Here is a 23128-nt window from a genome sequence, read left to right as displayed (position 1 = left end):
ACTAAAAAAACCAAAGGGCTGCGCAATGCAGCCCTTTTTTATTGGTGTAATCTATAACATCAGATTACTTATCTTGGCTAAGCCCCATCAATGCTTGCTGAGTTTCTGCAACACGCTGAGACATATGATGATCGGTTGAAATACCAAGTTGTTGCTTCGCCTCATCCTCTGAGATGCCTAGATGACAACGTAGTAAATCAATAGCCATTTGATAGTCGTTAGTTTCTACCATGGTTTTTCCCTCAATACATGGAAGTTTTGAGCTCGCCTAATGTACCTTTTTAATGTACTTAGAGTGGCTCTGTTTTGTTCATCTCGTTTGAATCTAGCATGTCCATGTCACCGCACAATAAGACCAAAGTCTATAGCGGGGCTAACATACTGTTTTTGGTCTAGTAAAATATTTCTAGCTAAGTTGCCTAGAGGTGATAGATTTAACATCAAGGTCATCCATTGATAGATGAGGTGCGATTCAAAGTACTTTTCATTACGGAAAGGAATGAATATGAATGGAGGTAATGGCTTTTATCAGCACGTGCCTAGAAATCGCTTGAACATAATCTTTCAGTCTCGAAAACAAATGTTGCAATTTATTGCTTAACCTTGTTTTTATCGCGGATAGACTATATCTATAACGCACGGAGCATGAAACTTAGCGGAATTGGCTTTTACAGCGATTACCACCTGTTCCTTATAACAATCCGTTTTAAAAAAAACGATAAGCTTCCTCGGAGAAAAGTAATGAAGCGAATTATGTTATTCCTAGCAACTAACCTAGCTGTCGTGCTAGTGCTTAGTGTTGTTCTGAATATTGTTTACGCTACCACTGGAATGCAACCTGGCAGTCTTTCTGGTTTGCTAGTTATGGCCGCCATATTTGGTTTTGGTGGTGCACTGATTTCGTTGATGATGTCAAAGGGCATGGCACTGCGCTCGGTTGGCGGTATGGTCATTGAAAGTCCGCGTAACGAAACTGAGCATTGGTTAGTCGAAACTGTGGGTCGTCAAGCTCAGCAAGCGGGTATTGGTATGCCAACGGTGGCTATTTATGACTCACCAGATATCAATGCATTCGCGACGGGGGCAAAGCGAGATGACTCTCTTGTCGCGGTTTCCACTGGCCTTTTACACAATATGACTCGTGATGAAGCAGAAGCGGTACTGGCCCACGAAGTGAGCCATATTGCAAATGGTGACATGGTCACGATGACATTGATGCAAGGCGTTGTGAACACGTTTGTTATCTTCCTATCCCGTTTTATCGCCAATATTGTGGCATCGAACGATGATGAAGAAGGTCAAGGTACAAACATGATGGTTTACTTCGGTGTATCTATGGTGCTTGAGCTAGTGTTTGGTTTCTTAGCAAGCTTTATTACCATGTGGTACAGCCGTCATCGCGAATTCCATGCCGACGCAGGTGCTGCTCACTTAGTTGGTAAAGAGAAAATGATCGCGGCATTGGAACGTTTGAAGATGAGTCACGAATCTCAACTTGATGGCACAATGATGGCATTCGGTATCAATGGCAAGCAGTCATTGACTGAGCTACTGATGAGCCACCCTCCGCTAGATAAACGTATTGCAGCGTTACGTAGTCAGCAATACTAGTTGTAAAAACTGACAGCGCACACGAAAGTAATCGTTAATTTCCTGAAAAGGCTTGGTTTTGACCAAGCCTTTTTTTTGATCGATTGATCGCTTGCGAGATCCATCACGTATCTACCTACAGAAACAAAGTTATACAAAATAATTTTTGTACAACTTTTAAGGAATGAACTATCTTGTACATATAATAATTTTGTACAACTTGATGGGCATGTAGGAGTAAACACATGGACATACAGTCTGTTGGCAATATCTATCAAAAGCTGAATAAAGCGAACTTACATCTGCTTAAAGACGTATATCACCAAGATGTCGTCTTTGAAGATGCTGCTCATCGTTTAGAGGGGTGGCCTGCACTTTCAGATTACTTCACATCATTATATGCCAACGTCATAAGCTGTGACTTTGTTATCCACGAACATCAACAAGTCGGAGATACTGGCTTCCTAACGTGGACCATGGATCTTCAGCATCCCAAACTTCAAAAAGGTGCACCTATTCTCGTTAATGGTGTGTCGCATCTTAAATTCAGCGAAGGCCAAGTTATTTATCACCGAGATTACTTTGATCTCGGAGAAATGCTTTACGAAAACTTACCTTTACTTGGCTCAGTCGTAAAAACCATCAAGCAGAGGTTAGGACAATGAACAATACTATCTTAATCACTGGCGCTACCTCCGGAATAGGGAAGCAACTGGCTTTAGATTACGCGAACTCTGATTGGAGCGTTATTGCTTGTGGGCGAAACAAAGACGTTCTTACTGAATTGGGGGCTGCTTCTTCTAATATCCATACATTGCAGTTTGACGTGACAAACCATGAACAAACTCAGCAGGCGCTGTCCAGTTTGCCTTTCACGCCGAGTACCTGGGTTTTTAATGCTGGGGATTGTGAGTATATGGACAACGGTGTGGTTGACGCGAAACTCATGGCGCGTGTGATGAATGTAAACGTCGTTGGTGTTGCCAACTGCGTAGAAGGTTGCCAACCACTCTTAGATAAAGGGCATCGCATCGTTATCGTGGGTTCTATTGCTTCAGAAGTTGCGTTGCCAAGGGCTGAAGCCTACGGCGCTTCTAAGGCTGCTGTGAGCTACTTTGCTCGCACATTAGCTGTTGATTTGAAGAAGAAGGGCATTCAAGTGGTGACCGTGTTCCCAGGCTTTGTGGAAACCCCGTTAACTGACAAAAATGACTTCGAAATGCCGATGATTATTTCTACGCGGCAAGCCTCGAACTCTATCAGAAAACAGTTGGCTGCCAACAAGACTCACATCTATTTCCCCGCGAGGTTTACCAGTATTTTACGTTTTATCTCGTTACTTCCATACAGTTGGCAAGCTCGCCTAACTGCTAAACTCGTGTCATAAGAAGGAATAAAAATGAAAACAGCAGGAAGAAAGAAGGTAGCGATTGTGGGGACCGGAATTTCTGGTCTTACGTGTGGTTACTATCTACATAAAGAGCACGATGTCACCGTATTTGAAGCTAACTATTACATTGGCGGGCACACCGCGACGGTGGATGTAAAACTCGATGGTAAAGAATATGCGATTGATACGGGCTTTATCGTTTACAACGATCGCACTTATCCTAATTTCATCAAAATGATGAACGAGATTGGTGTCGAAGGATTGCCAACCCAGATGAGCTTCAGCGTAAGAAACGACGGCAATGGCTTGGAATATAACGGTCATACCGTGTCGACATTATTTGCTCAAAAGCGCAATTGGGTAAATCCTAAGTTCTATCGTTTTATCTTCGAGATCCTTCGTTTCAACAAACTTGCCAAAAGCGTCGCTAGCAAACAATCGAGTCATTCTCAGACGCTAGGTGAGTTTCTTGATGAGCATAACTTCAGTACTTTCTTTTCAGATAACTACATTTTGCCGATGGGCGCTGCAATTTGGTCTTCGACTTTAGCGGACATGCGCGCATTTCCGCTGATGTTTTTCCTTCGCTTTTTCTTAAATCACGGATTGCTTGATGTCACTAACAGGCCGCAGTGGTATGTAATTAAAGGTGGCTCTCGTGAGTACATTCCACCTTTGACTCAAGGTTTTATCGATAAAATTCGACTCAATAGTCCGGTAGAAAAAGTGCTCCGTAGTGAGAATGGTGTGGGTTTAAAAGTTAGCGGTGAAATGCACTGGTTTGATGATGTCATCTTTGCTTGTCACAGTGATCAAGCGATGAACATGTTAGGTGACATTAGCCCAGTCGAGCAAGAGGTGCTGGGTAATATGGCTTATCAAGCGAATGAAGTGGTGCTTCACACTGATACGAGTTTACTTCCAAAGCGTAAAGCGGCGTGGGCTTCGTGGAACTACCTACTGGAGGGCAGTGAAGACGAACAGCAACGTCTCCCTTCGCTTACTTACAACATGAATATTCTCCAACATGTTCAATCTGAGCACACATTCTGTGTCACGCTAAATAGCACTGAGCAGATCGAACCGAGCAAAGTATTACGGACGTTTACCTATCACCATCCAGTGTTTTCTACCGATTCTATCGCTGCACAGCAACGTAAAGAAGAGGTGCAAGGGCTGAACAATACTTGGTTCTGCGGCGCTTACTGGTACAACGGTTTCCATGAGGATGGCGTTCGCAGCGCGTTGGACGTAGTGAAAGGGCTTGAAGAGAAATATCGCGTTCAAACTGCTGTCAACTTAGAAAAAGGTGCAGCGTGATATGGATAGCCAAATGAACAGCCAGTTGTTTGTTGGCAACGTTCGACATCGCAGGTTCACGCCGATAAAACATGAATTGAACTACTCATTGTTTATGCCAGCTATTGACGTCGATGAGCTAAAAAGACTAGAGGAAAAAGTTTGGGGTTTTGGCTCTCGTTGGTGGCATTGGGCACACTTTAAACGCAGTGACTATGTTGGTAAGGGCTGCTTAAAGGTGGCCGTACACGACAAAATTGAAGAGTTAACAGGTGTTCGTTGTACCGGCAAAGTCATCGCTGTTTGTCATTTGCGCTATTTAGGACTTTATTTTAGTCCGGTGAATTTCTACTACGTTTATAACAAAGAAGGGGAATGGAAATACCTCTTAGCTGAAGTCAGCAATACACCTTGGAACGAGCTTCATTACTACGCAGTCGCTGCTGAGCAAAACGATGAAAACTTTGGATGGGAACAAGAGAAAGCCTTTCATGTTTCTCCGTTTAATCCAATTGACCAACAGTATCACTGGAAGATTAAACCATTGACGGACAAGTTAAGGATTCATCTTGAATGCCACAAAAGCGAAAAGCACTTTGATGCGACGATGACAATGAAAGCTCAAGTGTTTTCGAGCAAAAGCTTATTGAAGTGTTTGATCGTTACGCCAATACAGACGGTAAAAGTAATGGTTGGTATTTATTGGCACGCATTAAAACTTTGGGTGAAAGGCGCGCCTTTTTATTCTCATCCTAAATATTCAACACACGACGAAATAGAAGCCGACACTAAAAAAACAGACAAAAAAAATAAAAAGCACAAGGAGAATTCTGCATGTTAAATACCAGTTCTATGACATTGCCGCGCAAATTGACGACAACACAAAAGGCGGCTCGCGGAGTTATTTTTCAATGTCTACAAAAAATGGAAATCGGCTGCTTAACTGTTATTGAAAGCTTTAAGACGGAAACGACAGAAAGAAGCGAGCGCTTTAATGCGCCCAACGGTGAATACAGCGGTCAGTCTGTTGTGGCGACGATTGAGGTAAAGCATCCTGGCTTTTACTCGCGAATCTTGCAAGGTGGCAGCATTGCAGCGGGTGAGGCTTATATGGATGGTTGGTGGGACAGCCCGGATCTAACCTCGTTAATGAAACTTATGGCTCTCAATATGCGCGCGCTAGATAAACTTGAAGAGAAAGGAAGTTGGCTAACTAAAATACTGTACAAGTTCAGTCATTGGACCAACCGCAATTCTCAAGAGAACTCTCGTAAAAACATTCATGCGCATTACGACTTGGGCAACAATTTGTACGAGTCATTTTTAGACGACAACATGCTGTACTCATCGGCATTATATGTGCAAGACAACGATACTTTGGAACAAGCGCAAATCAACAAGATGGATCGTTTGTGCCAGCAACTTGAGCTTCAACCATCCGATCGAGTGATTGAGATAGGTACAGGGTGGGGGGCTATGGCCATTTACATGGCAGAGCAATATGGTTGTCATGTAACGACAACGACGATTTCTGAAGAGCAGCATGCTTACGCTGAACAAAAAATTAGAGAGCGAAATTTGGGCGACAAGATCACTCTATTAAAACAAGACTATCGAGACCTTTCGGGTCACTACGATAAGTTAGTCTCGATAGAAATGATCGAAGCGGTTGGAAAACAATTTTTGCCTTCCTACATCAAGCAATGCCAATCATTACTCAAGCCGGGTGGTTTAATGGCAATTCAAGCCATCACTATCGCTGACCAGCGTTATGATTACTACAGTAACAACGTTGACTTTATCCAGAAATACATCTTTCCAGGTGGTTTTTTACCTTCGGTTACATCTTTAACTCAAGCTGCGACCAAATACAGTGACTTGGTGGTGAGAGACTTATTTGATATTGGTCTGGACTATGCGAAAACCTTGAGCGAGTGGCACTCTAGATTTAATCAAGCTGAAGAGCACGTACGATCTCTCGGTTATGACGACCGCTTTGTCCGCATGTGGCGCTACTACCTGAGCTATTGTGAAGGTGGCTTTTTAGCTCGAAGTATCAGTGCCGTTCACATGACATTCCAGCGACCTTAAACCGTTATGAAGTTGCTGATTGCCTCTACATGGTTCCAGCTCTGTTGGTTCTCTGCAGTGCTTGGGACCTATCAATGGCAGTGGCTAACACTGATCTTAACATTCCTTACTCTTGTCTATTGTTGGAGGACGGACGCTTCTGCCTTGAAGCACATCGCGAGTATCGTTTTGGCGGGTGTAGTGCTCGATACGCTCAATCAACAGTTTTCTGTTTTTGTCTTTCCAACACAATGGCTACCCATTTGGTTGTTGTGCCTTTGGATTTTGTTCTCTTGGTATGCCTATCAGCTCAAGCCTGTTTTGTACCGTTTCCCAAAAATCTACGTATCAATTGTAGGTGGCGTTGGAGGAACCGTCAGTTACTACGCCGGTTACAAGCTCCAAGTCGTTGAATATGGATTTAATACCAGCGTTACGTTGGTCATTCTATTTGCTGAATGGTTTGCCATGACGCTTTTGATACTCAAGGTATACGGATATGAAAAGCTTGAAGAGAGATTTAACCCAGAGGCTGATTAAGGTAGTTTCTTCTCTAGTAGTTATGGGCTCCTTTGCTCTACAAGCTCAGTCAGTTGGAAACAGTGAAAACGCAGATAAGATGTCGAGTTGGAAGGGGTGGAAAACCGTCGGTGAGGCACAACTCACATGGTTCATCTTCGATATATATCAGTCTCGACTAAGAGCACCTGATGGAAAGTTTATTGTAAATGGCGATGTATCACCGCACCCTCTGGTATTGGAAATTAACTATCAAAGAGACATCAGCAAGCAGCAGTTGCTTGATGTAACTGATGAGCAATGGGCAAAACTTGGTTTTACTGAATCATATCGAAAAAGTTGGATCAGTGAACTAAACCGTATGTTCCCTGATATAAAAAAAGGGGATGAGCTTTCTTACTTAACCGATGGTAAAACTGGTCAGCTTCTATACCGACAAGCTGGCATTGCACAAATCAAGACAGTCGGCTTCGTTCAAGATGAGCGAATGAACGATGCGTTTTTGTCTATATGGTTGTCACCTAATACAGAGTTCCCAAAACTTCGAAAACAATTAATAGGGCAGGTTAGATAGTGCTTAAACGAATTTTAAAATCAGTCGCCTTGGCCGCTGCGGCCTTACTTTCAGCATGCTCAGCAGATATCGATAATTATCAATCATCTACACCGACTTTTGATTTATTCGGCTATTTTGAAGGCGAAACTAAGGCGTGGGGGATGGTCCAAGATTACACTGAACAACAAACTCGTCGTTTTGAAGTCGACATCGTGGGTACTGTGGAAGGTAACACGTTGACGCTGGTGGAAGACTTTGTGTTTGATGATGGAGAGGTTGACCAGCGAATTTGGGTTATTACCAAATTAGAAGATGGACGCTATGAAGGTAAAGCAGAGGATATTATTGGTGTAGCAACAGGGGCTGAGCAAGGCAATGCGTTGCAGTGGCGGTATGACTTTGAGTTGCAAATGGATGACTCAACAGTAACGGTCGCTTTTGATGATTGGCTTTATCGTCAGGACGAGAAGCATGTTTTCAACCTCACCAAAATTAAAAAGTTTGGTATAGAGGTCGGGACAATAACCTTATTCTTCCAAAAACAGCCATAATAGTTGAGGGGTTTATCCTCTTGCATTACTACCAAATAACCGAAATTATTTCTTCCTAACTAAAAAGGTTGACGCTTTCACGTCAACCTTTTCAATTGCAGATCATCAAGGTGTGATTACAGCTTATCTGTCAGCTCAACCGCTTGACCAATGTAGTTTGCTGGCGTCATCTCTTTCAGACGTGCTTTCTCGTGCTCAGGAAGCTCAAGACCGTCGATGAAGTTGCGCATTGCTTCGCCGTCTACACGCTTACCACGAGTTAGCTCTTTTAGCTTCTCGTATGGCTTCTCGATGCCGTAACGACGCATTACTGTTTGTACTGGCTCTGCTAGTACTTCCCAGTTTTTATCTAGTTCAGCAAGAAGCGCTTCACGGTTTACTTCTAGCTTGCTGATGCCTTTAAGCGTAGAAGTGTAAGCGATAATAGCGTAGCCAACACCAACACCAAGGTTACGTAGAACCGTTGAGTCAGTTAGGTCACGTTGCCAACGAGAGATAGGCAGCTTTTGTGCTAGGTGGCCGAATACTGCGTTCGCAAGACCTAGGTTACCTTCAGAGTTTTCAAAGTCGATTGGGTTAACTTTGTGCGGCATTGTTGAAGAACCGATCTCACCAGCAATGGTTTTTTGCTTGAAGTGGCCTAATGCAATGTAACCCCAAACGTCACGATCGAAGTCAATCAGGATAGTGTTGAAACGAGCGATAGCGTCGAACAGCTCAGCGATGTAATCATGCGGCTCGATTTGTGTTGTGTAAGGGTTCCAAGTTACGCCTAGAGACTCTGTAATGAATTCTTCAGAGAACTTGTGCCAATCTAGCTCTGGGTAAGCAGAAAGGTGTGCGTTGTAGTTACCTACTGCACCGTTGATTTTCGCTAGGATCTCAACGTTTTCGATTTGCTTGAATTGACGCTCCATACGGTACGCCACGTTTGCCATTTCTTTACCCATTGTAGATGGAGAAGCAGGCTGGCCGTGTGTACGAGATAGAAGAGGAATGTCGCGGTATTCAACTGCGAGTGCTTTGATAGCGTCAATTAGGTTACGGATTTCTGGAAGAATCACTTGCTCACGTGCTTCTTTTAGCATTAACGCATGAGAGGTGTTATTGATGTCTTCAGAAGTACATGCAAAGTGGAAGAACTCATTAACAGCGTGCAGTTCAGGAACGTCTGCTACTTTCTCTTTTAAGAAGTACTCAACCGCTTTAACGTCGTGGTTAGTTGTACGCTCGATTTCTTTAATACGGCGTGCATCTTCTTCAGAGAAGTTAGCAGCAAGGTCGTCTAGGAATTGGTTAGCTTCTGCGCTGAATGCTGGCACTTCTGCAATTTCAGCAGTAGCCGCTAGCTTCTGTAGCCAACGAATTTCTACGATAGTACGGTATTTTAGTAGACCGTACTCGCTGAAAATTTCGCGTAACGCAATCGTCTTACTTCCGTAACGGCCGTCTACTGGTGAAACAGCAGTCAATGCTGACAGTTCCATGATGTTCTCCTGAATTGGGTTTCTAAATTTCGTGAGCGTTATACCAATAACTGTGGCAATTGTCACGAATATTGCGCAAACGTTTGCGCGGGATTTGTTTTATTCGAAAAAAAGTAGCTCGCGATAAACGCGAGCTAGCAGAGTATTCTACATTCTGGCTAACAGGATTTGAGCCTGTTCGACCATTTTCTTTCGGCCAAAAATTAGATGACGACGTTTACCGCCTACTTGGCGCCACAGAACAGCACTACGAATGCCAGATAGCAGTAGAGCACGGACTTTGTGTTGGCTGGTCGTTTGTTGTAGTACAGAAGGCGTGCCTGTTACTTGAATGCGTGGTCCAATAGGGCTAACAACATCCAAGTAGATGCTCGCTAAATTGCTGATCATTTGATCATCTAGCAGTTCAAAATGCTCTGACTGGCGCTTGGCCATCTGGATACGGTCACCAAGCTGGGACATGGCATCGTTGCGAGCGCTTAACTTACGTTCTAGCGCCATCAAGCTAATGATGTAACGAGTGATCTCACTGCCTGATGGGGTGCTATCAATCCCTTTAACCAGACACTCCAGACCGAGCTTTAGATCGGCTTCGCGACCGAATACGCCAACGGTGTTAGCAGGGTTTGTGCTCAAAATAGCTTTGATTGATGTTTCAAAAGCATCTTGATCACAATGCCCGTTTCTCGCAACTTGTTGAACCAAAGCGACAGCTTGGCAAATACCAGCGAAAGCGATAGTACGGTCATAAAGTGTATTCGCCACGTAACGACTCCTAAGCTTGAGAATATTTAATGCGTTGCTCGATGATGCCGCCACCTAGACATACGTCATCTTTATAAAACACTGCTGATTGACCAGGCGTCACTGCAATTTGTGGTTCATCAAAGATCACTTTAATGTTTTCATCATCGATCGGGATGATTGTACAAGGAATATCTTCCTGACGGTAACGAGTTTTCACTGTGCACTTCATAACATCGCGAATTGGCTCACGATCTACCCAGTGAAGTTGTGACGCAAGTAGACCTTCTGATTTTAGCATCGGGTGGTCTTTACCTTGGACTGCGATTAGCACGTTACGCTCTAGGTCTTTTTCACCGACAAACCACGGCTCTTCGTTACCACCGCCGCCTTTACGGCCACCGATGTGTAGACCTTTACGCTGACCTAGTGTGTGGTACATCAAACCTTGGTGTTGACCGATCACTTCGCCTTCTGGCGTTTCGATATTACCAGGCTGAGCAGGAAGGTAACGACCTAGAAAGTCGGTAAATTTACGCTCACCGATGAAACAAATACCTGTCGAGTCTTTCTTCTTCGCTGTTACTAAACCTTGCTCTTCCGCAATACGGCGTACTTCAGGTTTCTCTAAATCACCAACAGGGAAGAGACTACGGCCAATTTGTTCGTGGCTTAGTGTATATAGAAAGTAGCTCTGGTCTTTGTTGCCATCTAGGCCACGCAACATCGCTGGTTTCTCACCGTTATCCGGGAAAGAGCGACGTACGTAGTGACCCATTGCAATGTAGTCAGCATCAAGCACTTCATCAGCGAATTCTAGGAATGCTTTGAACTTGATTTCTTTGTTACAAAGAATGTCAGGGTTCGGTGTACGACCCGCTTTGTATTCAGCAAGGAAGTACTCAAATACGTTATCCCAGTATTCGGCAGCAAAGTTGATGGTGTGTAGATGAATGCCTAGCTTGTCACATACTGCCTGAGCATCAGCAAGATCTTCTGCTGCTGTACAATATTCTTCGTTGTCATCTTCTTCCCAGTTCTTCATGAACAGGCCTTCTACTTGGTAGCCTTGTTGCTTGAGAAGATACGCAGAAACAGATGAATCAACGCCGCCGGACATACCGACGATGACTTTCTTTTGGCTGTTATCAGACATTACTAAACACCACTTAAATAAACGGGATGCAGATTCTATCAGAATCCACAGACCGGTGACAGATCCGAGATCGAAATCACAATTCGTTTCGCTGCATTTTTCTTCAACAGAAATTCGAACGGGCAATTTCGCAAGTATAGAAGAGGTATATATGGCATAGTTGGCAAAAATCCAAGAGGAAAGTCCAAATGACCGAAGAAAACCAGTTTATGCAAGAAGCCGAGTTGATTGAAATTGTTGAAAACCAACTTGAGGACGGCAATCCATTAAAAGTTAAAGAGACGCTAATGCGCTTAATGATGACAGGGACACCTAGAGAAGAAGCGGTTGCAATGATGGCATGTGCCATGTCGATTGAAATTTTCGATGTGATGAAAAATGAAGGTGAGTTCAACCTAAAGCGTTACTGCGAGCACCTTGAGCAACTGCCAGATCTAAGTTTTATGGAAGGTGAATAAGGAGTCTAGAAGAAAAAAGTGGCTAGCAAACGTTTGCTATAATTGCTTTTATTGCCGCTTTATTATTAGCGGTATAGAATCCGTTCTCCTTTTCATCCCCTTACTCAGACTGACAATATGAAATTTCCTGGACAACGCAAATCGAAGCACTATTTTCCTGTTCATGCTCGTGACCCGCTGGTGAGCCAAGCACAAGAAAGCAAGAAGATGACGCGCACTCACATCATTGGTATTGACCAAACTTTGGTTGATATTGAAGCTAAAGTTACAACGGATGTGATTGAAAAGTACGGTCTGAGTAAAGGTCACTCTTTGGTTATTGATGACGAAAGAGCAGAAGAGTTGTACCAGCAACTTAAAGAAGAGAACTTAATTACCAATGAGTATGCGGGTGGCACAATTGGTAACACGCTACACAATTACTCTGTGCTAGCAGATGATCGCTCTACGCTGCTTGGAGTGATGAGCCAGGATATCAAAATTGGCAGCTATGGCTACCGTTACCTTTGTAATACATCAAGCCGCATGGACTTGAACTACCTACAAGGTGTTGATGGCGCTATCGGTCGTTGTTTCGCTCTTATTACAGAAGATGGTGAACGTACTTTTGCGATCAGTGAAGGGCAAATGAACCAACTGCATCCTGATAGCATTCCAGAAAAAATCTTTAAAAATGCATCGGCGCTTGTACTAACGTCATATTTAGTACGTTGTAAAGAAGGCGACCCAATGCCTGAAGCAACAATGAAAGCGATTGAGTACGCGAAAAAGAATGATGTGCCCGTTGTTCTGACTCTTGGGACGAAGTTCGTTATTCAAGATGACCCGAAATATTGGCAAGAATTCATTCGAGATAACGTTTCAGTCGTTGCGATGAATGAAGATGAAGCAGAAGCACTGACGGGTGAGTCAGACCCACTTGCTGCATCTGATAAAACACTGGAGTGGGCAGATCTAGTATTGTGCACCGCGGGGCCTGTAGGCCTATTTATGGCGGGTTATACGGAAGACAGCGCGAAGCGCGAAACTTCCTTACCATTACTTCCGGGGTCAATCGCTGAATTTAATCGCTATGAATTTAGTCGTCCGGCGAAAAAAGATACATGTGAAACACCAATAAAAGTGTACTCACATATCTCGCCATATATGGGTGGTCCAGAAAAAATCAAGAATACCAATGGTGCAGGTGATGCTGCGTTATCTGCTGTTCTTCATGATATGGCGGCAAACAAATACCATAAAGAAAATGTGCCTAATTCAAGCAAGCACAGTAACGAATATTTAACTTACTCTTCTTTTTCTCAAGTATGTAAATACGCAAACCGTGCGAGCTACGAAGTTCTCGTGCAACATTCTCCACGTTTGTCACGTGGGCTTCCTGAGCGAGAAGATAGCCTAGAAGAAGCATACTGGGAACGTTAATACACAGTAGTTTAATTAACCATTCTATAACTAAAGTAAAAGGCGCATTAAAAAATGCGCCTTTTTTATTTGTAATGAACCAAATAAAAAAGGCTCCCATTGGGAGCCTTTTAAAAATAGCGCGGATTTAGATCAGGAAATCATCCAGAGATTTACCTGCATCAAGTTGCTCTTGAATTGCAGAAGGTGTACGACCTTGGCCTGTCCAAGTCTTCTCATTACCGTTTGAGTCTGTGTATTTGTATTTAGCTGGACGAGGTGCACGCTTCGCTTTGCCTTTCGTCTTAGTTTCGCCAGATAGCGCAGTAATAAGCGCTTCTACGTCAATACCGTCTTGAGCAATTTTCTCTGCGATCTCTGCTAGCTTAGCTTCTTGCTCAGCTTGTGCTGCACGTTCTGCTTCTTCTGCTTCACGACGCTCTTCTACAACAGTAGTTAGTTTATCTAGAGCTTCTTCCAATTGTTCTAGAGTCAGCTCACGAGAAAATGCACGAAGGCTACGGATATTTAGAAGGGTTTTAGTCAGCTCTGACATAACGATTCCTATTAAAAGGTTAATGTGTTGGGCACTTTTTATCGTTACGATTAAATAATGCCAATCTATAAATAAACAAAGAGTCCTTATATTTAACTTTATCTTTTCCTTATGTGCAAATACTAAATCAAGATTTTGTTTAAATTTAGCTACTTTTTTAAAGCAATAAATATTATTACACTCGAAATAAATCTTATTAGATGAGAATTGAAATCAACACTCGTTATTGTATAGAGATAGAGCCAGCTTGGTTTTTATAAAAAAAGTTGAGTTATTACTTAAAAATATGAAGCGTCCATCTTTGATGGAGTGTCATATATCCTTAATTTATTGATACAAGATAAACCATGATATTTTTAAGGTAGTAATAATGTTTCATAAATAACAAAATTGATGTGATTTCAGTTGCACAAAACTAACTTGAAGTAGACAAGGTTTATAAATTATCTCAGTCATTATTTATTTGTTTAATTTAGTTTGATGTGTTGCATTGACTCTCATCATAAGTACAATGGCTGCTACCTGATGCAATATTGCAGACAATTTGTTGTTAATTTGTACAGTTAGTGGTTAATTGTTTGTTGTTGCCGTAGAGGCGCGGTCTCGAAGAGTAGCTATTATTGGGGTGATGCCAATGAATAATAGTGGAAGGCGAAGATTGCCGAAGTAAGTAACTCATCAAAGTTACTTGCTGGGGTTGTATCTGAAAGGAACAACACTGCCATAGTATATATTCACATTAAACTATGGAGCGCTACTGTAGGGTTGGGTGGAGTGTTCGCTTCCCTGTCGCTAAGTTCAACATGAGCACGTATCGTATGCTACGTGACTTGTCTGCAGTAGATCTCTAGCCAAACTTTGGTTTTTGAAGATCATGAATTTAATAGATTTTTCTAGTTCTCCTGTTTCATTATTGCCACCTATTGTCGCTTTGACTTTGGCGATTCTGACTCGACGTGTATTAGTTTCCTTAGGTGTAGGTATCGTGCTGGGTGCGGTTCTACTTAATAGCTGGTCTATCGGTGATACCGTTAGTTACGTGAGTTCTCAAGTTTCTTCTGTCTTTATTGAAGATGGCGGAATTAACACTTGGAACATGAGCATTGTTGGTTTCCTAATCTTATTAGGTATGACAACTGCATTATTAACGCTATCTGGTGGTACTCGTGCATTTGCCGAATGGGCACAATCTCGAGTGAAGAGTAAACGCGGCTCCAAACTTCTTGCTGCCTTTTTAGGCGTATTCATTTTTGTCGACGATTACTTTAACAGTCTTGCTGTTGGTGCCATTTCTCGTCCAGTAACCGATCGTTTTTATGTGTCTCGCGCGAAGCTTGCATACATTCTAGACTCAACTGCTGCACCAATGTGTGTGATCATGCCTGCTTCTAGCTGGGGTGCTTACATTATTACGATTATCGGCGGTATCTTAGTCTCACATGGGATCACTGAGTATTCGGCTCTTGGCGCGTACGTTCGTCTTATTCCAATGAACTTCTACGCAGTTTTTGCACTGCTTATGGTGTTTGCTGTGGCGTGGTTTGGCCTCGATATCGGTAAGATGCGTGAGCATGAAATCTCTGCATCTCAAGGCCGCGGCTTTGATAAAGACAAAGAAAACGACTCGCAAGAAGCGCATGATCTAAACGAAGAGCTAGATATCCGTGAAAGCGAAAAGGGTAAAGTGTCAGACTTGGTACTTCCTATCGTGACGCTGATTATTGCGACTATCGCTTCTATGCTTTACACGGGTGGCCAAGCATTGGCTGCTGACGGCAAAGATTTTGCGCTTCTAGGTGCGTTTGAAAATACAGATGTAGGTACATCACTAATCTACGGTAGCTTGCTTGGCTTAGCAGTTGCACTGTTTACTGTTGTGAAGCAAGGTCTTCCAATGGGTGAAATTGCACGCACACTTTGGATTGGTGCTAAGTCTATGTTTGGCGCGATTCTAATCCTGGTATTTGCCTGGACTATCGGTTCGGTTATCGGTGACATGAAGACGGGTTCTTACCTTTCTACAATGGCGCAGGGCAATATCAATCCACATTGGCTACCAGTTATCCTATTCTTGTTGTCTGGTCTAATGGCATTTTCAACAGGTACTTCTTGGGGTACGTTCGGCATTATGCTTCCAATCGCGGGTGATATGGCTGGTGCAACCGATCTTGCGCTAATGCTCCCAATGCTAAGTGCAGTTTTAGCCGGTGCCGTTTTTGGTGACCATTGTTCACCTATCTCCGATACCACTATTCTGTCGTCGACTGGTGCACGTTGTAATCATATTGATCACGTATCGACCCAGTTGCCTTATGCATTGTCCGTGGCGCTAGTTTCCTGTGTTGGCTTCATTACTTTGGGGATGACTGCGTCAATTGCATTCTCATTCATTGCTGCATCAATCACATTTATTATTGTATGTGGAGCACTTTCTTGGTTGTCGAAGTCTAAAATGGCATCGTGCCAAAATGTCTAGTACAGCTCAGTATTTTTAATAAAGAGGAAGCTCCGCTAAATTTAGCGGAGCTTTTTTTTAACGCGATTTAGGTGAGGGGGGCAATCGCGTTTTTGGGGATAATCGTTTCGTGTTAAAAGCGAGCTATTTGTGTTCTGAGCACTCCTTTCTGTGCTGTGATAGAAAATCTATCAACCGACTTCTTCTTAGCTCTAAGCAAAGACTATGCCTAGTTTAAGTTGTTGATTTTAAAGGCGGTAATATCAAGAGATTTATGATGAGGGGCTAAGTAAATGATATATGATGAGTTGTCTGTTACACAGTGTCACGTTACACCTGTACAGCAACTAAACATTTAAGTTGTATTTCTTTATTAGACGATAAAGCGTTGTTCTTGAAATACCAAGATGACGTGCAGCCGCACTCATATTGTGCTTATTTTCTTCGATAGCTTGCAGTAGGTAGTCAAGATCAATTTGGTCCACTGAAGGGAGTAATTGCCTTTCATTATTATCAAGGCCCAAGTCAGCGACGAGAAGCGTGTGATCTTCACACATGACAATCGCTCGTTGGATTACATTTCGAAGTTCTCTTACGTTACCTGGCCAACGATGCTTGAGGAGCTTGGCTTTCACTTTATCCGACATTTTTTGTACCTGACCATGAGACAAATCTGTTAAGAAGTGTTCTGATAACATAAGGATATCTTTCCCACGCTTTCTCAGTGGAGGAATAGTTAATGGCAAGATATTAAGCCGATAGAATAAATCTTCACGGAATCCGCCTTGTACAACCTCATTTTTCAAATCCACGTGGCTCGCAGCAATGACTCTACAGTCCACATCAATGAATTTATCAGCGCCGACTTTATGGATTTGCTTACTCTCTAAAAAGTGCAGAAGGTGGATTTGTAGATCCGGCGGCATATCACCAATCTCATCTAGGAATAGGGTACCTTTATGCGCTTTTTGAATAAAACCGATACGATCTGAAATCGCTCCTGTAAATGCTCCTTTTTCGTGACCGAAAAGTTCGGACGCAATAAGACCACTTGGAATTGCGCCGCAGTTAACTTCAACAAAAGGTGCCGAGTGTCTGTTCGACAACTGATGAATAAGACGAGCACAGAGACCTTTGCCCACCCCTGTTTCACCCTGAATGAGTACTTCAGCATCACATTGAGCGTACTTTTGGATTGCCGTGCGAAGTTCTTGGATACATGCACTATTGCCGATTAATGGGTATAGTGTTGTATCGCTGAAATCCACAGCTTGTTTGTTACTACCGTTACGCAGTTTCATGGTTAATCACTATTTTTTGCCCCACTAAAATAATAGTTTTGAATGAGTCGTCTCAAACGTGAGTGGATGTCTCTTTATTGAGAATGATGCCAATTACTAAGGGCGGTGAGATCTAAATAGTTGTTTTGATGAAAATTCATACTATTCTTCTTTTTCTTTAAGAATAGGGTTGAATAGAAACCTAATTTCTACCCATATACTCAACTGAAATTAAATTTAAATCCTTTAAAATCAAGTGATTATAAAAAATAGTTAGAAAATGCTAAATTCAGTATTGAAAAATATAGAATCCTTGGTTAGTGTGGTTACTAACGAAGCAACTCAATAGAGCCTTAAATAAGTATGCGTAATTTTGTAATGAACATTCATCACCATCATCACCCAATCTAGTCTTTCGGGCGATGTACGCATACCCGGGAGGCAGGAAACTCCCGGAGGTGAAATCAAAGTAAAAGCAGATTTTAAACCCTCGGGAGACTCCAATCTCTCGAGGGTTTTTTAGTTTTATTAATTCAAAAATTACTTAGATATCAAAATCTTGCACAGGGAAAAAGCAATGCAAACACAACGCTTAAGAATCGCAATTCAGAAAAAAGGTCGCCTTAGCAAAGAGAGCCAAGCTCTGCTAAAACAGTGCGGCGTAAAATTTAATGTAATGGGTGAGCGTTTAGTGGTTCACTCGGAGAACATGCCAATTGATTTGCTTTTGGTTCGTGACGATGACATCCCTGGCTTGATCATGGATGGTGTTGTTGATTTAGGTTTCATTGGTGAAAATGAATTGGAAGAAGTTCGTCTAGATCGTAAAGCTCTGGGTGAACCATGTGAGTTTGTTCAACTTCGTCGACTGGATTTTGGCGGTTGTCGCTTGTCTATCGCTATCGACAAGGATGAAGAGTACAACGGTCCACAAGACTTAGCTGGTAAGCGTATTGCCACAACTTACCCTCAACTCCTAAAAGCTTACATGGATGAAGCAGGCGTTCCATTCTCCACATGTATGCTAACTGGCTCTGTAGAAGTTGCACCTCGCGCAGGTCTAGCTGACGCTATTGCTGATTTGGTATCGACTGGCGCAACGTTAGAAGCGAATGGCTTAAAAGAAGCGGAAGTGATCTTTAAATCTAAAGCGACGCTGATTCAACGTATCGGTGAGTTTGATGCAGACAAAACAGCACTGATTGAAAAACTACTGACTCGCATGCAAGGCGTACAACAAGCGAAAGAGTCTAAGTACATCATGCTTCACGCGCCAGCTGAAAAGCTCGATCAAATCAAAGCACTACTTCCTGGTGCTGAGGATCCTACGGTTCTTCCTCTTTCTGCAGATAAGCAGAAAATGGCTGTTCACTTAGTGAGTTCTGAGAACCTGTTCTGGGAAACCATGGAACAGCTAAAAGAGTTAGGTGCTAGCTCAATCCTAGTGCTACCAATTGAAAAAATGATGGAGTAAACATCATGAGAACAGTCGTTTGGCAATCTTTAAGTGAAGAGCAGCAAGATTCGATCTTAGAACGTCCTGCTATTGCAGAAGGTGCAAATATCACTGCAGCAGTGTCTGAGGTTATCGCTAAAGTTAGAAATGAAGGCGACTCTGCTCTCAACGAGCTGACAGAAAAGTTTGATCGCGTTAAACCTGAGTCCATTCGTGTTTCTTCTCAGGAAATTAAAGCCGCTTCAGAGCGCTTGTCTGAATCAATGAAAAACGCATTAGAGCAAGCTTATGCCAATATTTCTAAATTCCACAAAGCGCAAAAGCCACAGCCAATTAAAGTCGAAACTCAACCGGGTGTGCTTTGTGAACAGGTAACACGTCCAATTCAAAAAGTGGGTTTGTACATTCCTGGTGGTAGCGCGCCATTGCCATCGACGGTTTTGATGCTTGGCGTGCCTGCGAAAATTGCTGGCTGTCGTAAAGTTGTGCTTTGCTCTCCGCCTCCAATCGCTGACGAAATCCTTTACGTAGCAAAATTGTGTGGCATTGATGAAGTGTACAACGTCGGTGGTGGTCAAGCTGTTGCTGCAATGGCATATGGTACAGAGACCGTATCAAAAGTTGATAAGATTTTTGGCCCGGGTAACGCTTACGTGACGGAAGCAAAGCGCCAGGTGAGCAATGATTTCCGTGGCGCAGCGATTGATATGCCAGCGGGTCCTTCGGAAGTTCTTGTGATTGCGGATGAAACAGCGGACCCAGATTTTATTGCGGCGGACCTTCTAAGTCAGGCAGAGCATGGACCTGACTCTCAAGTTGTACTTGTGACGCCATCAGCCATTATTGCAGATCAGGTGACAGATGCCGTTCGTCGTCAATTGAAAGAGTTGTCTCGTTCAGAGATTGCAGAAAAAGCGCTCGCATCGAGTTTAATCATTATTGCTGAATCGATCACCCAAGCAATCTCTATTTCTAATTATTATGGTCCTGAGCACTTAATTGTTCAGACTAAGAACCCTCGCGAGCTTCTTCCTCTATTAGATAACGCAGGTTCGATCTTCCTTGGTGATTGGTCGCCTGAATCTGCAGGTGATTACGCATCGGGCACTAACCACGTTCTTCCTACTTACGGTTATACACGGACATATTCAAGCTTAGGTTTGGCTGATTTTTCTAAACGAATGACGGTTCAAGAGCTTTCAGCTGACGGTCTTAAAAATCTTGCGCCAACGGTTGTCACCATGGCTGAAGCAGAAGGTCTGGACGCCCACAAACGTGCTGTTACTATCCGTGTAGAAAAATTAGCAAGTAAGTAAGAATAAGAGAGTAAAGAGATGGAAAAGCTAGCGCGTAAACAAGTCCAACAACTAACACCTTATCTTTCGGCTCGCCGAATTGGTGGTACAGGTGACGTATGGCTGAACGCCAACGAATCGCCATTCAACAATGAATACAAAACAGACTTTGCTCGTCTTAATCGTTACAGTGAATGCCAGCCGAAAGAACTGATTTCTGCTTACGCCGCATATGCTGGAGTGAAGCCAGAACAAACGCTGACTTCTCGCGGTGCAGATGAAGGTATTGAGTTATTGATTCGTGCTTTCTGTGAACCGGGTGAAGACGCGATTTTATACTGCCCACCGACTTACGGTATGTACGCCATCAGTGCAGAAACCATCGGTGTAGAGCGCAAAACGGTGCCGCTAATGTCAGATTGGCAACTAGACCTCGCAGGTATCGAAGCGAATCTAGATAACGTGAAACTGGTTTTCGTATGCTCGCCAAACAACCCAACGGGTAACTTAGTTAAGCGTGACGATATTGTCTCTCTGCTTGAGATGACAAAAGACCGCGCAATCGTGGTCATGGACGAAGCGTACATCGATTTTTGTCCAGAAGCGTCAACAGTAGATTTATTGGCAGAATATCCAAATCTAGCGATTCTGCGTACTCTGTCGAAAGCTTTCGCGCTTGCTGGTCTTCGTTGTGGATTTACGCTAGCAAACGAAGAACTGATTAACGTCCTTCTTAAAGTGATCGCACCATATCCAGTACCGGTTCCAGTTGCTGAAATTGCTACTCAAGCGCTCTCTGAAGCAGGCCTAGCGCGAGCGAAGTTCCAAGTTCTCGACTTGAACGCAAACCGAGCTTACTTACAAGTTGGTTTGTCGATGATTCCGGGTCTGGAGGTTTTTGAAGGGTGGGGTAACTACTTATTGGTGAAATTCCCAGATGGCGATGCTCTTTTCAAAGCCGCTTGGGATACGGGCATTATCCTGCGTAACTCGCCAATTGAGAACTGCGTGCGTATCAGTGTTGGTAACCGCGACGAGTGTGAAAAGACACTGGGTTTCATTAGAAACTACTATTCATAAATAGAATTCTCAACGTTCTCGGTTTATGCCGAGAACGAAACAAGATTAGTAATAAGGAAGTTCGAGTGAGCAAGCAACAAAAAATCCTATTTATCGACCGAGATGGCACGCTGATTGTTGAGCCACCGATTGATTTCCAAGTTGACCGCTTGGATAAGTTAAAACTAGAGCCATTTGTTATCCCAAGCCTGTTGTCGTTGCAGGATGCTGGATACCGTCTAGTGATGGTCACTAACCAAGATGGTTTGGGTACTGACAGCTACCCACAAGCTGATTTTGATGCACCGCACAACATGATGATGGAGATCTTCGAGTCTCAAGGTGTGAAGTTCGATGACGTGTTGATTTGTCCTCACTTTGAAGAAGATAACTGCTCTTGCCGTAAGCCTAAGCTAGGCATGGTGAAAGAGTACCTTCAAGGTGGCAAAGTTGATTTCCAAAACTCTGTCGTGATTGGCGATCGTCAAACCGATCTTCAACTTGCAGAAAACATGGCAATTCGTGGTATTCAATACAACCCAGAAACCATGGGTTGGAAACAGATCCTGAAAGATCTGACGGTGAAAGCTCGTGTTGCTGAAGTTATTCGTACCACGAAAGAAACGGACATCAAAGTTGCGGTTAACCTTGATGAGCAAGGCGGTAACGATATCTCAACGGGTCTTGGTTTCTTCGACCACATGTTGGATCAAATTGCGACGCACGGTGGATTCCAGATGGTGTGCAAAGTAGAAGGTGATCTACACATTGATGATCACCACACGGTCGAAGATACAGCTCTTGCTTTGGGTCAAGCATTGAAAGAAGCACTGGGTGACAAACGTGGTATTGGTCGCTTTGGCTTTAGCCTGCCAATGGATGAGTGCTTGGCACAATGTGCACTAGATCTATCTGGTCGTCCTTACCTTAAGTTCGACGCGCAGTTTAGTCGTGAGCAAGTGGGGGACCTTTCAACAGAGATGGTGGTTCACTTCTTCCGTTCTTTAACTGACACACTAGCGTGTACACTGCACCTTTCTTCTGCGGGCAACAATGATCACCACATCATTGAGAGCCTATTTAAAGCGTTTGGTCGTACTCTGCGCCAAGCAATCAAAGTAGAAGGCACTGAGCTACCGAGTAGTAAAGGCGTACTTTAAGGCTAACCTTAGCAAGGAGAAAAACAGTGACAGAACAGAAAGTTGTCATTATCGATACTGGCTGTGCCAACGTCTCTTCGGTGAAGTTTGCTATTGAACGCCTAGGTTATGACGTAACGATTTCAAAAGATCCACAAGTTGTATTGGCGGCTGACAAGCTATTTCTACCGGGCGTGGGAACCGCTAGTGAAGCGATGAAGAACCTAGAAGAACGTGACCTTATCAGCTTAGTAAAACAGGTAGAAAAGCCACTGCTAGGTATCTGTTTAGGCATGCAACTGCTGGGCAAAGTGTCTCAAGAAAAAGGGCAGAAAGCCGACGAGTTAGTTGAGTGTCTTGGACTTTGCGATGGCGAAGTGAAGCTGCTTCAAACCGGCGATTTGCCACTGCCGCACATGGGGTGGAATACCGTTTCTGCAAAAGCAGGCAATCCGTTATTCAAAGGTATTGAAGAGGGTGAGTACTTCTATTTTGTGCACAGCTTTGCGATGCCAGTTGGAGACTACACCATTGCCGAATGTGATTACGGAAATCCATTCACTGCTGCGGTTCAAAGCGGTAACTATTATGGTGTGCAATTCCACCCAGAGCGTTCTTCAAAAGCGGGCGCGAAGCTTATTCAAAACTTCTTAGAATTATAAAAGGG

The 23128-nt window shown here is 43.4% G+C and carries 23 protein-coding genes, 1 riboswitch and 1 other annotated feature; of the genes, 17 read left to right on the top strand and 6 right to left on the bottom strand.

Going from position 1 to position 23128, the window contains the following annotated elements; all coding sequences use genetic code 11:
* Nucleotides 1–64: 64 nt before the first annotated feature.
* Complete coding sequence (locus NL643_RS00770; protein ID WP_005378215.1) at nucleotides 65–232, bottom strand: hypothetical protein; 168 nt, start codon at nucleotides 230–232, stop codon at nucleotides 65–67.
* 509 nt (nucleotides 233–741) lie between these two features.
* Here NL643_RS00770 and htpX point away from each other — a divergent pair.
* The 9 genes from htpX (at nucleotide 742) to NL643_RS00725 (ending at nucleotide 7975) form a co-directional block, all read left to right on the top strand.
* Nucleotides 742–1611 carry a protease HtpX gene (gene htpX, locus NL643_RS00765; protein WP_005390832.1) on the top strand — a complete coding sequence of 290 codons (870 nt, stop codon included), beginning with the start codon at nucleotides 742–744 and terminating at the stop codon, nucleotides 1609–1611.
* Nucleotides 1612–1835: 224 nt separating this feature from the next.
* Nucleotides 1836–2255, top strand: a complete 420-nt coding sequence (locus NL643_RS00760) for a nuclear transport factor 2 family protein (protein WP_005390833.1) — start codon at nucleotides 1836–1838, stop codon at nucleotides 2253–2255.
* Nucleotides 2252–2977, top strand: a complete 726-nt coding sequence (locus NL643_RS00755; RefSeq protein ID WP_253643742.1) for an SDR family oxidoreductase — start codon at nucleotides 2252–2254, stop codon at nucleotides 2975–2977. The genes NL643_RS00760 and NL643_RS00755 overlap by 4 nt, the downstream gene beginning before the upstream one ends.
* A 12-nt stretch (nucleotides 2978–2989) precedes the next feature.
* A complete protein-coding gene (locus NL643_RS00750; protein WP_253643741.1) occupies nucleotides 2990–4300 on the top strand; it encodes an NAD(P)/FAD-dependent oxidoreductase in 1311 nt (436 codons plus the stop codon).
* A gap of 1 nt (nucleotide 4301) precedes the next feature.
* Nucleotides 4302–5120 carry a DUF1365 domain-containing protein gene (locus NL643_RS00745; RefSeq protein ID WP_253643740.1) on the top strand — a complete coding sequence of 273 codons (819 nt, stop codon included), beginning with the start codon at nucleotides 4302–4304 and terminating at the stop codon, nucleotides 5118–5120.
* Nucleotides 5114–6370 (top strand): cyclopropane-fatty-acyl-phospholipid synthase family protein, encoded by a 1257-nt coding sequence (locus NL643_RS00740; protein WP_253643739.1) that lies wholly within the window; start codon nucleotides 5114–5116, stop codon nucleotides 6368–6370. The genes NL643_RS00745 and NL643_RS00740 overlap by 7 nt, the downstream gene beginning before the upstream one ends.
* Before the next feature lie 6 nt (nucleotides 6371–6376).
* Complete coding sequence (locus tag NL643_RS00735) at nucleotides 6377–6889, top strand: DUF2878 domain-containing protein (protein ID WP_182036695.1); 513 nt, start codon at nucleotides 6377–6379, stop codon at nucleotides 6887–6889.
* Nucleotides 6849–7442 (top strand): chalcone isomerase family protein, encoded by a 594-nt coding sequence (locus NL643_RS00730; RefSeq protein WP_253643738.1) that lies wholly within the window; start codon nucleotides 6849–6851, stop codon nucleotides 7440–7442. Before NL643_RS00735 ends, NL643_RS00730 begins: the two co-directional genes overlap by 41 nt.
* Nucleotides 7443–7453: 11 nt before the next feature.
* On the top strand, nucleotides 7454–7975 hold the full coding sequence (locus tag NL643_RS00725; protein ID WP_041853046.1) for a DUF3833 domain-containing protein: 522 nt from the start codon (nucleotides 7454–7456) through the stop codon (nucleotides 7973–7975).
* Between the two features lie 116 nt (nucleotides 7976–8091).
* Here NL643_RS00725 and purB read toward each other — a convergent pair whose 3' ends face one another.
* From purB to mnmA, 3 genes are all read right to left on the bottom strand, one after another.
* Entirely contained in the window at nucleotides 8092–9462 is a 1371-nt protein-coding gene (purB, locus tag NL643_RS00720; protein ID WP_005390853.1) for an adenylosuccinate lyase, read from the bottom strand.
* A 147-nt stretch (nucleotides 9463–9609) separates the two neighbouring features.
* The gene (hflD, locus tag NL643_RS00715; RefSeq protein WP_253643737.1) at nucleotides 9610–10227 is read right to left on the bottom strand and encodes a high frequency lysogenization protein HflD; all 618 of its coding nucleotides are present in this window, start codon (nucleotides 10225–10227) and stop codon (nucleotides 9610–9612) included.
* Between the two features lie 10 nt (nucleotides 10228–10237).
* Nucleotides 10238–11362, bottom strand: coding sequence for a tRNA 2-thiouridine(34) synthase MnmA (gene mnmA, locus NL643_RS00710; RefSeq protein ID WP_005390857.1), 1125 nt, complete (start codon nucleotides 11360–11362; stop codon nucleotides 10238–10240).
* Between the two features lie 188 nt (nucleotides 11363–11550).
* Between mnmA and NL643_RS00705 the strand changes: the two genes are divergently transcribed.
* Both NL643_RS00705 and NL643_RS00700 read left to right on the top strand, forming a co-directional pair.
* Nucleotides 11551–11820: a hypothetical protein gene (locus tag NL643_RS00705; RefSeq protein ID WP_005390859.1), complete on the top strand. Its 270-nt coding sequence runs from the start codon at nucleotides 11551–11553 to the stop codon at nucleotides 11818–11820.
* A 117-nt stretch (nucleotides 11821–11937) separates the two neighbouring features.
* The gene (locus NL643_RS00700; protein ID WP_005390861.1) at nucleotides 11938–13242 is read left to right on the top strand and encodes an inosine/guanosine kinase; all 1305 of its coding nucleotides are present in this window, start codon (nucleotides 11938–11940) and stop codon (nucleotides 13240–13242) included.
* A 127-nt stretch (nucleotides 13243–13369) separates the two neighbouring features.
* Here the strand turns inward: NL643_RS00700 and NL643_RS00695 are convergent, their stop codons facing one another.
* Nucleotides 13370–13777 (bottom strand): H-NS family nucleoid-associated regulatory protein, encoded by a 408-nt coding sequence (locus NL643_RS00695; RefSeq protein ID WP_005390863.1) that lies wholly within the window; start codon nucleotides 13775–13777, stop codon nucleotides 13370–13372.
* A gap of 582 nt (nucleotides 13778–14359) precedes the next feature.
* Nucleotides 14360–14542, top strand: a riboswitch (Lysine riboswitch).
* Nucleotides 14543–14651: 109 nt separating this feature from the next.
* Between NL643_RS00695 and tet(35) the strand changes: the two genes are divergently transcribed.
* Nucleotides 14652–16253, top strand: a complete 1602-nt coding sequence (tet(35), locus tag NL643_RS00690) for a tetracycline efflux Na+/H+ antiporter family transporter Tet(35) (RefSeq protein ID WP_253643736.1) — start codon at nucleotides 14652–14654, stop codon at nucleotides 16251–16253.
* 326 nt (nucleotides 16254–16579) lie between these two features.
* Here tet(35) and NL643_RS00685 read toward each other — a convergent pair whose 3' ends face one another.
* On the bottom strand, nucleotides 16580–17533 hold the full coding sequence (locus NL643_RS00685) for a sigma-54-dependent Fis family transcriptional regulator (protein ID WP_005390867.1): 954 nt from the start codon (nucleotides 17531–17533) through the stop codon (nucleotides 16580–16582).
* A 365-nt stretch (nucleotides 17534–17898) separates the two neighbouring features.
* Nucleotides 17899–18036, top strand: a sequence feature (His leader region).
* 53 nt (nucleotides 18037–18089) lie between these two features.
* On the opposite strand from NL643_RS00685, the gene hisG reads away from it, so the two are divergent.
* The 5 genes from hisG to hisH all read left to right on the top strand — a co-directional run bounded on the left by hisG (nucleotide 18090) and on the right by hisH (nucleotide 23123).
* A complete protein-coding gene (gene hisG, locus NL643_RS00680; RefSeq protein ID WP_005390869.1) occupies nucleotides 18090–18986 on the top strand; it encodes an ATP phosphoribosyltransferase in 897 nt (298 codons plus the stop codon).
* Nucleotides 18987–18991: 5 nt separating this feature from the next.
* Nucleotides 18992–20284, top strand: coding sequence for a histidinol dehydrogenase (hisD, locus tag NL643_RS00675; protein ID WP_005390871.1), 1293 nt, complete (start codon nucleotides 18992–18994; stop codon nucleotides 20282–20284).
* Nucleotides 20285–20302: 18 nt separating this feature from the next.
* A complete protein-coding gene (gene hisC / locus NL643_RS00670; RefSeq protein ID WP_006743044.1) occupies nucleotides 20303–21343 on the top strand; it encodes a histidinol-phosphate transaminase in 1041 nt (346 codons plus the stop codon).
* A 65-nt stretch (nucleotides 21344–21408) separates the two neighbouring features.
* The gene (hisB, locus tag NL643_RS00665; protein ID WP_005390875.1) at nucleotides 21409–22482 is read left to right on the top strand and encodes a bifunctional histidinol-phosphatase/imidazoleglycerol-phosphate dehydratase HisB; all 1074 of its coding nucleotides are present in this window, start codon (nucleotides 21409–21411) and stop codon (nucleotides 22480–22482) included.
* Between the two features lie 26 nt (nucleotides 22483–22508).
* On the top strand, nucleotides 22509–23123 hold the full coding sequence (gene hisH, locus NL643_RS00660) for an imidazole glycerol phosphate synthase subunit HisH (RefSeq protein WP_047008596.1): 615 nt from the start codon (nucleotides 22509–22511) through the stop codon (nucleotides 23121–23123).
* Nucleotides 23124–23128 lie beyond the last annotated feature (5 nt).

The sequence above is a fragment of the Vibrio sp. Y42_MX_L11 genome (assembly GCF_024181785.1).
Classification (GTDB): Bacteria; Pseudomonadota; Gammaproteobacteria; order Enterobacterales; family Vibrionaceae; genus Vibrio; species Vibrio diabolicus.
Note: the sequence above shows the minus strand (reverse complement) of the source record. Positions and strands in the feature narration are given on the sequence as shown.

Bases quoted from the DNA above. Each gene is read 5' to 3' on its own strand.
- NL643_RS00770 (WP_005378215.1), bottom strand. From the start codon at position 232: ATGGTAGAAACTAACGACTATCAAATGGCTATTGATTTACTACGTTGT.
- htpX (WP_005390832.1), top strand. From the start codon at position 742: ATGAAGCGAATTATGTTATTCCTAGCAACTAACCTAGCTGTCGTGCTA.
- NL643_RS00760 (WP_005390833.1), top strand. From the start codon at position 1,836: ATGGACATACAGTCTGTTGGCAATATCTATCAAAAGCTGAATAAAGCG.
- NL643_RS00755 (WP_253643742.1), top strand. From the start codon at position 2,252: ATGAACAATACTATCTTAATCACTGGCGCTACCTCCGGAATAGGGAAG.
- NL643_RS00750 (WP_253643741.1), top strand. From the start codon at position 2,990: ATGAAAACAGCAGGAAGAAAGAAGGTAGCGATTGTGGGGACCGGAATT.
- NL643_RS00745 (WP_253643740.1), top strand. From the start codon at position 4,302: ATGGATAGCCAAATGAACAGCCAGTTGTTTGTTGGCAACGTTCGACAT.
- NL643_RS00740 (WP_253643739.1), top strand. From the start codon at position 5,114: ATGTTAAATACCAGTTCTATGACATTGCCGCGCAAATTGACGACAACA.
- NL643_RS00735 (WP_182036695.1), top strand. From the start codon at position 6,377: ATGAAGTTGCTGATTGCCTCTACATGGTTCCAGCTCTGTTGGTTCTCT.
- NL643_RS00730 (WP_253643738.1), top strand. From the start codon at position 6,849: ATGAAAAGCTTGAAGAGAGATTTAACCCAGAGGCTGATTAAGGTAGTT.
- purB (WP_005390853.1), bottom strand. From the start codon at position 9,462: ATGGAACTGTCAGCATTGACTGCTGTTTCACCAGTAGACGGCCGTTAC.
- mnmA (WP_005390857.1), bottom strand. From the start codon at position 11,362: ATGTCTGATAACAGCCAAAAGAAAGTCATCGTCGGTATGTCCGGCGGC.
- NL643_RS00705 (WP_005390859.1), top strand. From the start codon at position 11,551: ATGACCGAAGAAAACCAGTTTATGCAAGAAGCCGAGTTGATTGAAATT.
- NL643_RS00700 (WP_005390861.1), top strand. From the start codon at position 11,938: ATGAAATTTCCTGGACAACGCAAATCGAAGCACTATTTTCCTGTTCAT.
- NL643_RS00695 (WP_005390863.1), bottom strand. From the start codon at position 13,777: ATGTCAGAGCTGACTAAAACCCTTCTAAATATCCGTAGCCTTCGTGCA.
- NL643_RS00685 (WP_005390867.1), bottom strand. From the start codon at position 17,533: ATGAAACTGCGTAACGGTAGTAACAAACAAGCTGTGGATTTCAGCGAT.
- hisG (WP_005390869.1), top strand. From the start codon at position 18,090: ATGCAAACACAACGCTTAAGAATCGCAATTCAGAAAAAAGGTCGCCTT.
- hisD (WP_005390871.1), top strand. From the start codon at position 18,992: ATGAGAACAGTCGTTTGGCAATCTTTAAGTGAAGAGCAGCAAGATTCG.
- hisC (WP_006743044.1), top strand. From the start codon at position 20,303: ATGGAAAAGCTAGCGCGTAAACAAGTCCAACAACTAACACCTTATCTT.